The sequence below is a fragment of the Chryseobacterium sp. Leaf405 genome (assembly GCF_001425355.1).
GTDB lineage: Bacteria > Bacteroidota > Bacteroidia > Flavobacteriales > Weeksellaceae > Chryseobacterium.
On the sequence record NZ_LMQN01000001.1, the window covers coordinates 584,283 to 598,787 of the forward strand.

Genomic DNA, 14,505 nt, shown 5'->3' on the forward strand with positions numbered 1-14,505 from the left:
AGGAAGACAAAGGTCTCATTTTTTTATTTTTAAAAAAAATATTGCGGGTATTGATTATTTAAAAATATATTTGTATGAATATTTTACCATCAAAAATGATACACACAAAACACTCATTACGAGTACGTTACGGAGAAACCGATCCCATGAAATACGTCTACTACGGAAACTATGCGCAATACTTTGAGATTGCGAGAGTTGAGCTTTTTCGGAGTATAGGAATGTCATATAATGAGATTGAAAATCAAGGAATTTGGCTTCCGGTTTCCGATTACAAAATTAAGTATTTAAGACCAGCTTTGTACGATCAAAAATTAGAAATTCATACGTATGTAAAAAAAATCCCGGGAGTAAAAATTGAATTTGAATATGAAATTTATAATGAAGATGGCATTAAAATTACAGAAGCATATACTACTTTATTTTTTTTAGATGCAAAAACCAACAAAATTATCAAGTGTCCGGATTATCTCGTGAAACTGATAGAAGAAAACTGGGTTGAATAATTTAGGATTGAGATATGAGTCTAATAACTTTTCATTACATTTAAAATTCAAAATAAATATAGATTACAATGAAGATTGCATTTTTGGGTCCGCAGGCGAGCTTCACTCAGCTTGCAGCCACTCAACTTTTTCCGGATGAAGAACTTTTACCTCAAACCAATATTTTAGACTGCTTTCTTGCCGTTGAGAACGGATTAGTGGAAAAAGCCGTTGTTCCTTTGGAAAATTCTATTGAAGGAACAGTTTCTATGACGCTGGATTATTTGTATAAAACGCCTCAGATTAAAATTGAAGCGGAAGCTGTTATGCCGATTGCTCATCATTTAATGGTTCATCCGAATTGTAATGTTGAAAATATTGAAAAAATTTATTCTCATCCACAAGCGTTAGCACAGAGTTTTCATTTTTTGGATACACAATTTAAGAATGTTCAAAAACAGGACTATTCATCAACTGCTGCTGCTGCAAAACACGTTTCGGAAAATCCGGAAAGGAATCTCGCTGCTGTTGCCAATCAGTTTGCTGCAAATTTGTACGGATTGAAAATTATTCACCATAATATTCAGGATTTTGAACAAAATCATACGCGGTTTATTATTATTTCTAAAGAAAATCATTCATACGATAATAAAAAACTTACCGTTTCGGGAGAGAAATCCGGTCTTTTAATTACCCTGCCTGAAGATCATCCGGGAAGTTTACATCAAATACTGTCCGTTTTTGCATGGCGGAAAATGAATCTCAGCAAAATAGAATCACGAACTTTAAAAACCGGATTGGGAAATTATTTTTTCTTCATTACCGTAGTCGGAAAATGGAATCCCATTTTACATGAAAATGCCATTGAAGAATTAAAAACGCTTGACGTAAAAGTAGATTTTCTCGGGAATTATCAAGAATTTATTTTAAAAAGCTAAAAAATATTATTTTATCTCAAAAGCTCCTCATTCAGGAGCTTTCTTTATTTTCAACCATTTCATTTTCAACAACTAAAACGATTAACCTAAATTCATTATTTGGTGATATAGATTTTTTTTATTAAAATTGCAGTGTTGGCTTTTCCTACATTATTATTAAAAAAACATTTCATTATAATCATAATTATAACAAATTTTAATACGAAATTAACTATAAAAATAAAAAATTATTATCCAAAATTATCATTTCGCATAATATTTGATGTATATTTACTATAAACTAACTGAGACTAAACCATATTAACTAATTTAAATTTCTTAACATGAAAACTAAAATTTATTGTGCACTTTTTGCCCTAGTAGGCATTTGTACGTTCTCGCAATCCGGATGGATTGGAATAAACACTCCAAATCCTCAAGCCAACCTCGATGTAAATGGAACAATGAAATTAAGAAACACTCCTGCTGCTACATCTCTACCGGGATATCAGATTTTGAGTGTGAATCTTAATAGTAACGGCGATAGCCAGGTATCACAGATGAACCCTCAGATGCTTGCTGATTTTGCAGTAAATTCAGGAGCCAACACATCTATTTATGCTGCAAAAAAATCTACAGGTATAACGCTGGTATCCCTCTCACTTTTCCCTACAGGATTCAGAACTGTTAACTTTTTAGAAGCGGAAAGAAATGTGGGTGTACCTGCTCTATTTTCTGAGACGGATCATAGTTATACCATTCCTTCAAACGGAACGTATGCAGTAGGTTTTTCCTTTAAATATGGTACAGGGGTACAAGCTGGTGTTTTAGTAAACAGCCCGGGAGTAGGAATTTTGAGAACAAGAAATAACGTAGCAACACTAATAGACAGCCGTATATTCAGCGGACTGGATTTAGGATTGGTAGCGTTAACAATTGCTGAGTCTAACATCACTTCCCTTTATACTTTCCAAGCCGGTGATAAAATTAATTTCGGTCTTACGGGATCTACTGCGCTTACTGCAGGAATTCTTTCAACCAGTGTAGGATCTTTTTATATTTATAAAGTTTCTAATTAATTCTTATACAAATTCATTCAATTTATTTACTAATCCATCGTAGTTTTTACGGTGGATTAATAATTTAAAGCATTATCTACAATTGACTATATTTGATAAAAGTAAAAAATCCGAGGATGGAATATTCTTTCTTATTAATATGTTTGCTCATCATATTTATTATTTATACAACTTTAAATAATAAAATTAAAAAGCTGGAAAATGATATTTCTGAGCTTCAAAAAAAATTCAATAAAAATGAAGAACAAATTAAAATAGATGAAACTCTAAAAACCAAAAGTACTGTATCTGATATTTCGCAACCAGTATTTACTCTATCAAATTCTAATGAAATTCAAGAAAATACTCCTCCTGAACGAAAACAGCAAAAAGATATAATTACTCCCATATTTGAATTTTTAAAACAAAATGCGTTAACCATCATTGGGATTTTCACTTTAGTTCTGGGAATCGGTTATTTTGTAAAATATGCCATCGACAGAAATTGGATCGGTGAAAATGCAAGAGTGGGAATCGGCTTTCTTATTGGAGCTATCATCATTACAACGGGACATTTTCTGAGAAAAAATTACACCGCATTCTCTTCAATCATAACCGGAGGCGGAATTGCCGTTTTATATTTTACCGTTACCATTGCTTTTCGGGAATATCAGCTGTTTTCACAAACAATTGCTTTTTCGATAACCTGTTTAATTACTTTGATTTCCATTGCACTCTCCTATTATTACAAAAGTGAAATCTTAATTATTTTTTCTTTATTTGGTGGATTTTTAGCACCGTTAATGATCAGCACCGGAGAAAGTAATTATTTTTTCCTTTTCACTTATATTACTGTTTTAAATATTGGGATGCTTGCCATCATCTTTCTGAAAAACTGGAAAAGTGTTGGTTGGATTGCTTTTATTTTCACTACGGTTTATCTTTCTTATTGGACTGCGGACAAACCTCAAATTACAGGAATTTTTTTTTATCTGATAAATTACGTCATCTTTTATGTGATCGCTTTATTAAATTATAGTAAGAAAAATATTCTTCAAACCTTTGATATTTTAATGATTGTTTTAATAAATCTGACAAGTATTATTGGAATTGTTTATATTTTTAATGTGCTGCAATATCAACCGGTAATTATTTTTCCGATTCTCTTTGGTTTTATCAACCTTTTTCTTCTGTATCTGGAATACAAAAAAAAGAATTTGGGCATCAATTATTCTGTGTTTACAGGAATTACGGTGAGTCTTTTTACCATTGCTTTTGCTGTACAGTTTAAAACTCACTTAATTACAAGTGTTTGGGCAATCGAGGCAACTTTGCTTCTGTTTATCTGGAAGAAAACTAATCTCAATGTCTTTAAAATCTGTTTTTACGTTTTATTTCCATTAGTAATTATTGCGCAGATTATGACTTGGTCGGAATATCTTGATACCAAAAATATGACAATCATTTTCAATCCTGTATTTCTGACGAGTTCCGTAGCGGTTACTACAACATTTGTCAATTTAATATTGTTGAGAAAGCTGAATAATACAGAAAACCAACCTATAAATTTCTTCGAAAATGTATTTACCATAGCAAGTTTCGGAATTATTTACACCGCACTTTTACTGGAAATTATATATCACATTTCAGACAGAGAATGGATTGTAATTTTCACTGTGGCATTACTTTTCAGTCTGTATTATATCTTCATGATTCTTTTGCTTAGAAAGAAATTGGAAATCAATAAAATTCTGGAAACCGGACTTTTTTATCTGTTTTTAATTTTAATCATCATTCATACTTCCATTGCAGGAACCGAAATTGTTGATTCATTTTTGCTGAAAGAGCTCGGCTTCAATATGTATTTTCTTTATTTATTGTATGTCTTGCCGCTTATATATTTGATGTTTAAATTTTTAACGAAATCTGAAACTTCTAATTTAAAATTTTCATATTGGCTGACTTCTATTACACTGGTTTTTGCCGTCAGCTTTGAATTATATCATCTCTATATTTTATTGAATAGTAATGATATTTCAACAGTTTATATCTTTAAGAAACACTTTAGAATCCTTTATTTACCGATCATCTGGGCTGTTCTTGCCAGTATTTTCATCTATAAAGGTCTAAAAAGCGAAACATCAGAATACAGCAAAATCGGATTTGTATTAATTGCCATAATGATCTTAAAACTTTATACTTATGATGTCTGGGAAATGGATAACATTTCAAGGATAATTGCATTTATAATCCTAGGAATCATTTTACTATTGAGTTCATTTTTATTTCAGAGACTGAAAAAAATCATTAAAAATTTAGTGGAAAACAAAGATGAAAAGATAGAAGCTGACAATAGATAATAACAACAAAACTCCTTATTTATCATTATTATTTAAATTAATGTAAATTTTAATTCACATTTAATAAAAAATAACTATATTTAACAAGTTTTTAATAGTCATTTATTCCCAAACATTATGAAAAAAATACTCTACTCTTTTTTACTATTGTCTTCGGCAACTTTATTTGCGCAGAAGAATACGGCAACCAAATTTGCAGTTGCCAATGATATTGTCGGAACGGTAGATATGTTTACTAATTATAAAAAAGTTATTCAAAGCTCTCAAGTTTATAAAACTCAGGCTGCACTTCCGCAAAATCTTAAAAAGTTTAATTCATTAGCAGAAAAAAACGGACTCACAGAATTTAAGTTCAATACCAAGCAGTATAATATTGATTCTGTACCATTATCTGACATGAATTTACAATACGAACTTCCAAAAGATAATCCTGTATTTATTGACGGTTATGAAATTGCGGATTCCAACACGCTCGTATTTGGAGATATTTTAGCCAAAATGGAAGTAAAAAACAATGACGGTAAAAAAGCGTTGTTCATTTCAACAAAAAAGTAATTTCTTAAACCATATTTAAATTAGAAAGGATACTCAATTGAGTATCCTTTTTTAATATTTATTATTCCATTTTTTCTTTAATTCATCATAAATTTTCTTCTCTGTGGCATTATTTCCCGGTTCGTATAACTTCATATCTCTTATTTCGTGCGGAAGAAAATCCTGATCTACAAAATTTCCTTCATACGAATGCGCATATTTATACTCTTTTCCGTAATCCAGATCTTTCATTAATTTTGTCGGAGCATTTCTTAAATGTAACGGAACAGGAAGATTTCCCGTTTTTTTCACCAAAGCCAACGCCTCATTAATTGCCATATAGGTGGAATTACTTTTCGGGGAAACAGCCAGATAAACAGCCGTTTCACTTAAAATAATTCTGGCTTCAGGATTTCCGATTACATTTACTGCCTGAAAACAGGTATTCGCCATCATCAGCGCATTCGGATTTGCCAATCCAATATCTTCAGCTGCCAAAATCAGCATTCTTCTTGCAATAAACTTAATATCTTCACCGCCGGCAATCATTCTCGCCAGCCAATACACCGCACCGTTCGGGTCGCTGCCACGCATTGATTTGATAAAGGCAGAAATAATATCATAATGCTGCTCTCCGTTTTTATCGTACAACGCCATTGTTTCCTGCAACACCTCAAGAACATCCTGATTGATGATTTCTTTTGTAGACGAATTTTTATATTGATTAAAAACCAATTCCACAGAATTAATCAGTTTTCTGGCATCACCACCGGAATATTGAATAAACGCTTCTTTTTCCAGAACTTTGAAATCTGTTTCTTCATCTTTGTTAAATCTTTCGGCAGCAATATCAATTAATTCTTCAAGCTTCTCATAAGTCAACGCCTTCAAAATATAAACCTGACTTCTTGAAAGCAAAGCAGAAACTACCTCGAAACTTGGGTTTTCAGTTGTTGCCCCGATGAGAACAATCCAGCCTTTTTCTACGGCATGAAGCAGAGAATCCTGCTGAGATTTGTTAAAACGGTGAATTTCATCAATAAAAAGTATTGGTGATTTTCCTGAAAAAAGATTCTGTTTTTTGGCATCTTCAATTACATCACGCACATCTTTTACCCCCGACGAAACTGCAGAAAGTTTATAAAATTTTCTTCCTGATTTTTCAGAAACAATTTCCGCTAAGGTTGTTTTCCCCGTTCCGGGTGGTCCCCAGAAAATAAGAGAATTCAAAGAATTGTTCTCTAGCATTTTTCGGATTGTCCCTTTTTCTCCGGTAAGATGTTCCTGTCCGAGAACATCATCCAATGTTTTAGGTCTTAATTTTTCCGCTAATGGAATATTTTGATTCAAAATTTACAATTTGATTTAATAATTTTATTAATATTTTTAATCAACATACAAAGATAAATCCGTTTTTGAAACAACTTTGTGCGTTGAAGCCTGCTTTCATATTTGATAAGCTGGAAGATCATTTATTTAAATTCAACAATTACGATCTTAAAATTTCAGATTTTCCGGTTCTGAAACTTCTAACAAATTTAAACTAATTTTCATTTTTTTACCCTATTTTTGTAGCGTTTTGAAATTTACATTCAACAAAATAATCACTTTTCCTTTGGTACTATTGATACGATTTTACCAATGGTTTATCTCGCCATTACTTCCCAAAAACTGCCGTTATGAGCCCACCTGTTCCCATTATATGGTGAAAGCATTGCAGGTTCATGGTATTTTTAAAGGATTTTGGCTGGGAGCGAAAAGAATTTCAAAATGTCACCCTTGGGGAGGAAGCGGCTATGATCCCGTTCCGCCAAAAAAGTAAAATCAATAAAATAACTACTAAAAAAATAGCAATGAGTAATATTTTTTTCAGAATTTACCTTGTTTTGTTTGCGTTCTTGACACAGTCACTTTTTGCGCAAGATTATAAGGACGGAATGTCAGACGGAACTTTAAAAGTAAACTCGACAGATGTTCCCGTAAAAATTTATACAACAACGGAGATCGGCGACCTGAACGCGTTTGCTCTTAAACCCAACAGCAATAATACGCTGGTCATTCTGAACGAATCAAATCTTGAACCCGTTTATCTCAGCTACACAACGTCAATTTTAGGAACTTTCAGAAATTCCAAATACCAGCTTTTCGATAAAAACTTTAAATTAATTAATGATCCTGTTACAAAGGAAAATATTGAACAATTTAAATACGCTGTAAAATCAAATAAATCCATTACAGATAGTGACACTGTAAGTCTGGAAACTCCTTTCAAAATCTGGGATCCTGTAAAAGGAATTGAGTTGGGACCAATTACACTGCATTTCTATAGCTTAATGTTCATTTTTGCATTTGGTTTTGGGTATCTTTTAATGACTAATATTTTCAAAATTGATAATGTTAATCAGAAATATCTTGAGCCACTTTTCACCTGGACATTAATCGGGACGATTCTTGGAGCAAGAATGGGACACGTTATTTTCTATCAGCCTGAGCTATTCAAAGAAGATTTCTGGAGTGTATTTTTACCGATCAGTACGAAAAACGGGTTGAAATTCACAGGATTTTCAGGGTTGGCAAGCCATGGAGCTACTATTGCTTTAATCTTCACAACATTATATTATTCATTCAAAATCATCAAGAAAAATCCTTTTTGGGTATATGACAGATTAGGAATTGTAGTTTCTTTGGGTGGTGCTTTTGTAAGAATGGGGAACTTTTTCAATTCTGAAATCGTTGGAAAACCGGTTGATCCAAACTCCCCGTTTGCTTTACTTTTTCCACAACAAAGCAGTGAATATGGTATAACAGTTCCACGTTATCCGACTCAGTTATTTGAAGCTTTCGGTTATGTTTGCCTTTTCGTTTTATTATGGATATTATATCGAAAAACTAATAAAAAATATCAGCAAGGATGGTTATTCGGATTGTTCTTTATCATTCTTTGGGCGATCAGATTCTTTGTAGAATTCTTAAAAATGCCGCAGGGAGACGAGTTTATTCAATTAGGTTCGCTAAATACCGGTCAGGTACTTTCTATTCCTTTCATGATTGCAGGTGTAGTTATCATGGTTCTTTCTAAAAAATTTACCATAACTCAGGCGGAGAACGAAAAACCTGAATAATCTAAAATATTAAGACGTTAATATAAAAAGGCAAATCTGATAATCAGATTTGCCTTTTATCTTGTATCAATAAGCTTTTTCAGCTATTACAACTGTATTTCTACTGCGGTATTTAATTCTTCAAACACATTACCGAATTCATTAATAACATCACTCGGAAGCATTGCCTCTTTGGAATATTTCTTCGCAGCAAATCCCGCAGCTTTTCCATGAAACCAAACGCCTAAAATAGAAGCGTGCTCCGCTGAATAACCCTGAGCCAAAAACGAAGTCAAAATCCCTGTTAAAACATCTCCGCTTCCGCCTTTTGCCAATCCTGAATTTCCTGTAATATTATAGAAAACTTTACCTTCAGGCGTTATAACTTGCGTATGATGATCTTTTAAAATAATATAAATATTGTGTTCTTTTGCTTTATCTTTTGCTAACTGAAGTCTTTCAAAAGAACTTTCCGTTGTTCCGAATAATCTTTCAAATTCCTTTGGATGCGGAGTGATAATCGATCTTTTCGGAATTAATTTCAAATTACTTTTGTCATCAGAAATTATATTTAATCCGTCAGCATCTAAAACCAGTGGTTTAGAATAGTTTTTTAAGAATTTTAATAAACTCGTTGCCGTTTCTTTATGTTTGCCTAAACCAGGACCAATTCCGAAAACCACATCTTCCTCTGCTTCAAAACTGGTAATAAAATCATCTCCGCCTTCAATAAACATTGCTTCAGGATTAGAAGTCTGAAAAATTTCATAACCACATTTCGGAGCTAGCGTAAAAGTAAGTCCTGTTCCTGTTTTTAAAGCAGATCTTGTCGCTAAAACTGCAGCTCCCATTTTACCGTAGCTTCCCCCAACAATTGCAGCTTTTCCGTACGTTCCTTTATGAGAAAATTCATTTCTTTGCTTAAAAATCTTTTTAACCATTTCATGAATTACGAAATCGTTTGTTTCCGTTTCTAAAATGTAATCCTGACTTAAATTAATATCTAAAATTTGTACTTTTCCTGTATATTTTCCTGTTTCAGGATGAAGAAAGCTTTTTTTCCAAAATTGAAAACTCAGTGTATAATCCGTCTGAAATATAGTCGCATTTTCATCAGGAATACCGTCTGCTAAAAGTCCGGAAGGAACGTCAATGGAAATTTTAGCATTGTTTTTTGAGTTTAACAATTCAACCAAATCTTTAAATTCACCTTCAAGATTTCTTGATAACCCCGTTCCGAAAAGTGCATCGATAATCACCGTTCTTTTATCAAAACGATATTCTGAAGCTTCTTTGAAATCTTTAATGGCAATTCCTGAAATCTCTCTCAAATCCTTTAAATTAATATTGGCATTTTCAGAAAATTTGGCTTTATGATTATTGATAAAAACATCTACATCAAAACCTTTTGAAAAAAGCATTCTGGCAATAGCAAAACCATCTCCACCATTATTCCCATTTCCGCAAAAAACGGCAAAATTTCTATGATTTTTACAATGTTCGGAAATCCAGTCGACACAGGTTTCGGCAGCTCTTTCCATCAATTGGATCGACATAACCGGTTCGTGGGAAATTGTGTATTCGTCGCATTTCCTGATCTGTTCTGCGGTAAAAATTTTCATATTTAAGCTTCTTATTGTATGTATTATCTTCAAAGCAATTTACAAAAAGAATGTCTAACCTCATAGAAATTGGCTTAAATAAAGTACCTTAATAAATAATTAACTATATATTTTTCGATTCATATATTTTTAATCATAAAAGAGGGAAAAATATATATTTTTTTGTACCTTAAACCCATCATTTCATTTAAATAATACATTAAAAAAATATCACATATGGGATTTGTAAAAGAATTTAAAGAATTTGCATTTAAAGGCAACGTGCTTGATCTTGCAGTCGGTGTCATCATTGGAGCAGCTTTCAGTGCCATTGTAAAATCATTTGTAGATGATATTATCACTCCTCTCCTCTTGAATCCGGCATTGGAAAAAGCCCATGTAAAAAACATTGCAGAACTCTCCTGGAATGGTGTAAAGTATGGTAACTTCCTATCATCAGTTATTAGTTTCCTGATTGTAGCCATTGTTTTATTCCTTCTTATAAAGGGTATTAACAGTCTTAATAAAAAACCCGAAGCAGTTCCTGAAGCACCTGCAGGTCCAACGGAAGATCAAAAATTATTAATGGAAATCAGAGATTTACTTAAAAGTAAAAACACACTATAAAAGGCAAAGCACTTCATTTTGAAGTGCTTTCTATATTTTCAACAATAAAATAAATTATTGAATCTGTAAAATACTGGTAATCTGTTCTGCTAAAGAAAGTCCGATTCTGTCCTGAGCCTCCAAAGTAGATGCTCCTGTGTGAGGAGTCATCGAAATTTTTGAATGATTAAGAATTGCTTTTGAAGGCGTTGGCTCATTGATGAAAACATCTAAGCCGGCAAACTTCACTTTTCCTGAATCTAATGCTTCAATTAAAGCAGTTTCGTCGATCACACCACCTCTTGAGCAGTTTACAATTGCTACACCATCTTTCATCATTTCAAACTCATTTTTGCCAATCATGTACCCGTCTTTCTGAGCCGGAACATGAAGGGTTATAAAATCTGAATGTTGTAAAACATCCTGAAGCGGCTCAGTTTCGATATCTACATTAATGAACTGCTTGTTATAAAAAGTCACTTTAATACTTGCTTTACCAATATTGTTATCAGCCGCAATCACTCTCATTCCAAGACCTAAAGCGATTTTTGCCACTTCCTGTCCGATTCTTCCCATTCCAACAATACCTATGGTCTTTCCTTTCAATTCGATACCGGCTGCATAGGCTTTTTTCAAACCTGCAAACTCTGTATCACCCACTAAAGGCATTTTTCTGTTGGAATCCTGCAAAAATCTTGCTCCTGAAAACAAGTGTGCAAAAACCAGCTCAGCAACCGATTCTGAAGAGGCGGAAGGCGTATTGATGACATGAATTCCTTTTTCCCTTGCATATTCTACATCGATATTATCCATACCAACACCTCCTCTACCGATAATTTCGATAGACGGACAGTTGTCAATCATATCTTTTCTTACCTGCGTTGCACTTCGCACCAAAATAGTACGAATTTTGTGCTCATTGATGTAATCTACCAAAAGCTCTTGTGGAACTTTTGTGGTAATTACTTCAAAACCTTTCTCAGTCAATGCATCAATCCCGGATTGATCCAAGCCATCGTTTGCTAAAACTTTCATAAATACCTTTTATTTATCTGTAAAAATAAAAAGATTAAATGATTACAATGTACTTTAAAAAGTATCATAATTAATCGTTTAATCTCTTATATAATTTAATCTTCTTTGAAAACTTCTATTGTAACCTGTCTTTCTACCAAATCCGTGAATTTTCCTTTATATCTTGTTGCTCTTACCAAGTGATTGTCTATCCAGTGATAATTTCCACCTCTTGGTTTTCCGCATAAAACACTGTGGTATTTGAAGCCGTGCTTATCCAACCAATCGATGGTAACTTGCTTTAAATTTTCTGTTCTTGAAGTGAAGAAACAAATCTGGTGACCTTCGTCATACCATTTGTTGATTGTTTCCAAAGCATCGGGAAAAGGCTCACAGGTAACCATTCTTTCCGGTTCTTCGTTCGGAACATCCTCAGTAATTGTCCCGTCAATATCGATTAAGTAGTTCTTAATCCCGTCCTTCAGAATAGGACTTATGTGTTCTATGTACTCTAATTCCATCTGTAAAAATTGAATGGCAAAGTTACGGTTTTTACATCAAAAAGGCTTCTTAAACTTTGTTTATATTATCCTTATTTCTGTTAAAATTAATTATTTAACAAAATACTTTTATGATGATTTATTTAGATTTCTTTTTATTTAAACTTTAAAGAATATGATGTTTTACCAAAAATTTCCAAAATACATTTATTACACTTACATTTGTAGAAATGGAAGAATTCGTAGTTTTAGTAAATCCTGAAGATAAAGTTTTAGGCTTGATGGAAAAGCAGCAAGCTCACATCAATGGCTTATTACACCGTGCTTTCTCCGTATTTTTGTTTAATACTAAAGGCGAAATGCTTTTACAGAAAAGAGCTTCAGAAAAATATCATTCACCCTTAAAATGGACGAACGCCGTTTGTTCTCACCCCAGAATTGAGGAAACTTATCTTAAAGGAGCAAAACGCAGAGTAAAAGAAGAGCTGGGAATTGATGTTGAACTTTCAGAAAAATTCGATTTTATTTACAAAGCAGATGTTGGAAACGGACTTTGGGAACACGAACTCGACCATGTTTTTGTAGGAATTTTTGAAGATGATTTTGATTTAAATAAAGATGAAGTGGAGGAAGTAAAATATATTTCTGTTGACGATCTCGACAGAGAAATACATGAAAATCCTGAAAATTTTACGGAATGGTTTAAAATCATTTTAGAAGAATACAAACACCATTTTTAATTGATGAAGAAAATATTTATTGCAGTATCTCTTTCTGCAGCATCTTTTATATTTGCACAATCGGTTTCAACGAAGCTTTATGAAAGTAAGAACTACTCCATTACTCTTCCTCAAGGTTGGAAAGTGACCAATGACAATGAGATCATCAATATTTTCCCAAGTAATGAGATTGGAGCTATTACCATTTCAGAATATCATGATCTTGATCTTCCCAAAGCGGAAACTAAAAAATTCATTCTTTCTCTTTATCAATCTGCTGACGACGAAAAGCTGGTTAAAAGTAAAAGTGGAAAAAAAGGTTACACAGAATATTTTTACGAATATTTTGATGAAAAAGAAAATTTATACTGGATTACAAAAGTTTTCCAGAAAGATAAAGATCTGTTCCTGATTTCTATTAATTGTGGAAAAAAATATTGGAACGGAAATTACATGAAGCTTTTCAATGAAGCTTTCGAAAGTTTTAAAGTAAAAAAATAGAAATAAATTCAATATGAAGAAAACAGCATTGTACGACAAACACGTTTCTTTGGGAGCTAAAATCGTACCTTTCGCAGGATTTGATATGCCTGTACAATATTCCGGAGTAACAGAAGAGCACTTTGCAGTAAGAGAAAAAGCAGGTTTGTTTGATGTTTCTCACATGGGACAGTTTTTCATCGAAGGTTCAGGTTCTAAAGAGCTTTTACAGTACGTTACAACAAACAACGTGGAAGTTTTGGAAAACGGAAAAGCTCAATATTCTTGTCTTCCTAACGAAAACGGAGGAATTGTGGACGATCTTATCGTTTACAAAATGGAAGATGATAAATATTTCGTAGTTGTAAACGCTTCAAATATTGATAAAGACTGGGATCATATTTCAAAATTTAACACTTTCGGAGCAAAAATGACGAATGTTTCAGACGAAATGTCTCTATTGGCAGTTCAGGGTCCGAAAGCGACTGAAATTCTCCAGAAATTAACGGAAACCAATCTTTCTGAAATTCCTTACTATCACTTTACAGTAGGTTCTGTTGCTGGTGTAAATGATATAATTATTTCAAACACAGGATATACAGGAAGCGGAGGTTTCGAGATTTATTTCAAAAACGATTCTGCAGAAAAACTTTGGGATGCAATTATTGAAGCAGGTAAGGAAGAAGGAATTATTCCTTGTGGATTGGCTGCCAGAGACACGTTGAGACTTGAAAAAGGTTTCTGCCTGTATGGAATGGATATCGACGATACCACTTCACCAATTGAAGCAGGATTAGGATGGATTACAAAATTTGATAAAGATTTTGTTTCTAAAGATACTTTCGCAAAACAAAAAGAAGAAGGTGTTACCAGAAAATTAGTTGCTTTTGAATTGACAGACAAAGGTGTTCCAAGACATGATTACCCTGTTGTAGACGCAGAAGGAAACGTAATCGGAAAAGTAACTTCGGGAACTCAGTCTCCAATGAAAAAGATCGGTTTGGGTCTTGCTTATGTTGATAAGCCTTACTTTAAATTAGGTTCTGAAATCTTTATTCAGATAAGAAATAAAAATATTCCTGCAAAAGTGGTAAAAGCTCCTTTTGTATAATAAGAATAAGATATTTATA

15 protein-coding genes are annotated in these 14,505 nt (G+C 32.9%); 11 read left to right on the top strand and 4 right to left on the bottom strand.

The window, feature by feature from the left end; translation table 11 throughout:
- Positions 1 to 95: 95 nt before the first annotated feature.
- The 5 genes from ASG22_RS02640 (at position 96) to ASG22_RS02660 (ending at position 5,375) form a co-directional block, all read left to right on the top strand.
- Entirely contained in the window at positions 96 to 506 is a 411-nt protein-coding gene (locus tag ASG22_RS02640) for an acyl-CoA thioesterase (protein ID WP_055980089.1), read from the top strand.
- Positions 507 to 574: 68 nt separating this feature from the next.
- Positions 575 to 1,423, top strand: coding sequence for a prephenate dehydratase (gene pheA, locus ASG22_RS02645; RefSeq protein WP_055980092.1), 849 nt, complete (start codon positions 575 to 577; stop codon positions 1,421 to 1,423).
- A 323-nt stretch (positions 1,424 to 1,746) separates the two neighbouring features.
- Positions 1,747 to 2,481: a hypothetical protein gene (locus tag ASG22_RS02650; protein ID WP_055980096.1), complete on the top strand. Its 735-nt coding sequence runs from the start codon at positions 1,747 to 1,749 to the stop codon at positions 2,479 to 2,481.
- 116 nt (positions 2,482 to 2,597) lie between these two features.
- Positions 2,598 to 4,820, top strand: coding sequence for a DUF2339 domain-containing protein (locus tag ASG22_RS02655; RefSeq protein WP_055980099.1), 2,223 nt, complete (start codon positions 2,598 to 2,600; stop codon positions 4,818 to 4,820).
- Between the two features lie 117 nt (positions 4,821 to 4,937).
- Positions 4,938 to 5,375, top strand: a complete 438-nt coding sequence (locus tag ASG22_RS02660; RefSeq protein WP_055980101.1) for a hypothetical protein — start codon at positions 4,938 to 4,940, stop codon at positions 5,373 to 5,375.
- Positions 5,376 to 5,426: 51 nt separating this feature from the next.
- Here the strand turns inward: ASG22_RS02660 and ASG22_RS02665 are convergent, their stop codons facing one another.
- Positions 5,427 to 6,704, bottom strand: a complete 1,278-nt coding sequence (locus ASG22_RS02665; protein WP_055980111.1) for a replication-associated recombination protein A — start codon at positions 6,702 to 6,704, stop codon at positions 5,427 to 5,429.
- A 229-nt stretch (positions 6,705 to 6,933) separates the two neighbouring features.
- Between ASG22_RS02665 and yidD the strand changes: the two genes are divergently transcribed.
- A complete protein-coding gene (gene yidD / locus ASG22_RS20660; RefSeq protein WP_185113780.1) occupies positions 6,934 to 7,176 on the top strand; it encodes a membrane protein insertion efficiency factor YidD in 243 nt (80 codons plus the stop codon).
- 433 nt (positions 7,177 to 7,609) lie between these two features.
- Positions 7,610 to 8,476, top strand: a complete 867-nt coding sequence (gene lgt / locus ASG22_RS02670) for a prolipoprotein diacylglyceryl transferase (protein WP_055980265.1) — start codon at positions 7,610 to 7,612, stop codon at positions 8,474 to 8,476.
- An 86-nt stretch (positions 8,477 to 8,562) separates the two neighbouring features.
- Here the strand turns inward: lgt and ASG22_RS02675 are convergent, their stop codons facing one another.
- Complete coding sequence (locus tag ASG22_RS02675) at positions 8,563 to 10,077, bottom strand: bifunctional ADP-dependent NAD(P)H-hydrate dehydratase/NAD(P)H-hydrate epimerase (protein WP_055980115.1); 1,515 nt, start codon at positions 10,075 to 10,077, stop codon at positions 8,563 to 8,565.
- Between the two features lie 216 nt (positions 10,078 to 10,293).
- Here ASG22_RS02675 and mscL point away from each other — a divergent pair, with 216 nt between their 5' ends.
- Positions 10,294 to 10,683, top strand: a complete 390-nt coding sequence (gene mscL, locus ASG22_RS02680; RefSeq protein ID WP_055980119.1) for a large conductance mechanosensitive channel protein MscL — start codon at positions 10,294 to 10,296, stop codon at positions 10,681 to 10,683.
- Between the two features lie 54 nt (positions 10,684 to 10,737).
- Here mscL and ASG22_RS02685 read toward each other — a convergent pair whose 3' ends face one another.
- The gene (locus ASG22_RS02685) at positions 10,738 to 11,697 is read right to left on the bottom strand and encodes a D-2-hydroxyacid dehydrogenase (protein WP_055980121.1); all 960 of its coding nucleotides are present in this window, start codon (positions 11,695 to 11,697) and stop codon (positions 10,738 to 10,740) included.
- Positions 11,698 to 11,792: 95 nt separating this feature from the next.
- Positions 11,793 to 12,197, bottom strand: a complete 405-nt coding sequence (locus tag ASG22_RS02690) for a hypothetical protein (protein WP_055980123.1) — start codon at positions 12,195 to 12,197, stop codon at positions 11,793 to 11,795.
- A gap of 209 nt (positions 12,198 to 12,406) precedes the next feature.
- Between ASG22_RS02690 and idi the strand changes: the two genes are divergently transcribed.
- The 3 genes from idi to gcvT are packed head-to-tail and all read left to right on the top strand — an operon-like array spanning position 12,407 to position 14,486.
- Positions 12,407 to 12,916, top strand: a complete 510-nt coding sequence (idi, locus tag ASG22_RS02695; RefSeq protein WP_055980125.1) for an isopentenyl-diphosphate Delta-isomerase — start codon at positions 12,407 to 12,409, stop codon at positions 12,914 to 12,916.
- A gap of 3 nt (positions 12,917 to 12,919) precedes the next feature.
- The gene (locus ASG22_RS02700; protein WP_185113781.1) at positions 12,920 to 13,396 is read left to right on the top strand and encodes a hypothetical protein; all 477 of its coding nucleotides are present in this window, start codon (positions 12,920 to 12,922) and stop codon (positions 13,394 to 13,396) included.
- A gap of 13 nt (positions 13,397 to 13,409) precedes the next feature.
- Positions 13,410 to 14,486 (top strand): glycine cleavage system aminomethyltransferase GcvT, encoded by a 1,077-nt coding sequence (gene gcvT / locus ASG22_RS02705; RefSeq protein WP_055980131.1) that lies wholly within the window; start codon positions 13,410 to 13,412, stop codon positions 14,484 to 14,486.
- Positions 14,487 to 14,505: the final 19 nt, after the last annotated feature.

Bases quoted from the DNA above. Each gene is read 5' to 3' on its own strand.
- ASG22_RS02640 (WP_055980089.1), top strand. From the start codon at position 96: ATGATACACACAAAACACTCATTACGAGTACGTTACGGAGAAACCGAT.
- pheA (WP_055980092.1), top strand. From the start codon at position 575: ATGAAGATTGCATTTTTGGGTCCGCAGGCGAGCTTCACTCAGCTTGCA.
- ASG22_RS02650 (WP_055980096.1), top strand. From the start codon at position 1,747: ATGAAAACTAAAATTTATTGTGCACTTTTTGCCCTAGTAGGCATTTGT.
- ASG22_RS02655 (WP_055980099.1), top strand. From the start codon at position 2,598: ATGGAATATTCTTTCTTATTAATATGTTTGCTCATCATATTTATTATT.
- ASG22_RS02660 (WP_055980101.1), top strand. From the start codon at position 4,938: ATGAAAAAAATACTCTACTCTTTTTTACTATTGTCTTCGGCAACTTTA.
- ASG22_RS02675 (WP_055980115.1), bottom strand. From the start codon at position 10,077: ATGAAAATTTTTACCGCAGAACAGATCAGGAAATGCGACGAATACACA.
- mscL (WP_055980119.1), top strand. From the start codon at position 10,294: ATGGGATTTGTAAAAGAATTTAAAGAATTTGCATTTAAAGGCAACGTG.
- ASG22_RS02685 (WP_055980121.1), bottom strand. From the start codon at position 11,697: ATGAAAGTTTTAGCAAACGATGGCTTGGATCAATCCGGGATTGATGCA.
- ASG22_RS02690 (WP_055980123.1), bottom strand. From the start codon at position 12,197: ATGGAATTAGAGTACATAGAACACATAAGTCCTATTCTGAAGGACGGG.
- idi (WP_055980125.1), top strand. From the start codon at position 12,407: ATGGAAGAATTCGTAGTTTTAGTAAATCCTGAAGATAAAGTTTTAGGC.
- ASG22_RS02700 (WP_185113781.1), top strand. From the start codon at position 12,920: ATGAAGAAAATATTTATTGCAGTATCTCTTTCTGCAGCATCTTTTATA.
- gcvT (WP_055980131.1), top strand. From the start codon at position 13,410: ATGAAGAAAACAGCATTGTACGACAAACACGTTTCTTTGGGAGCTAAA.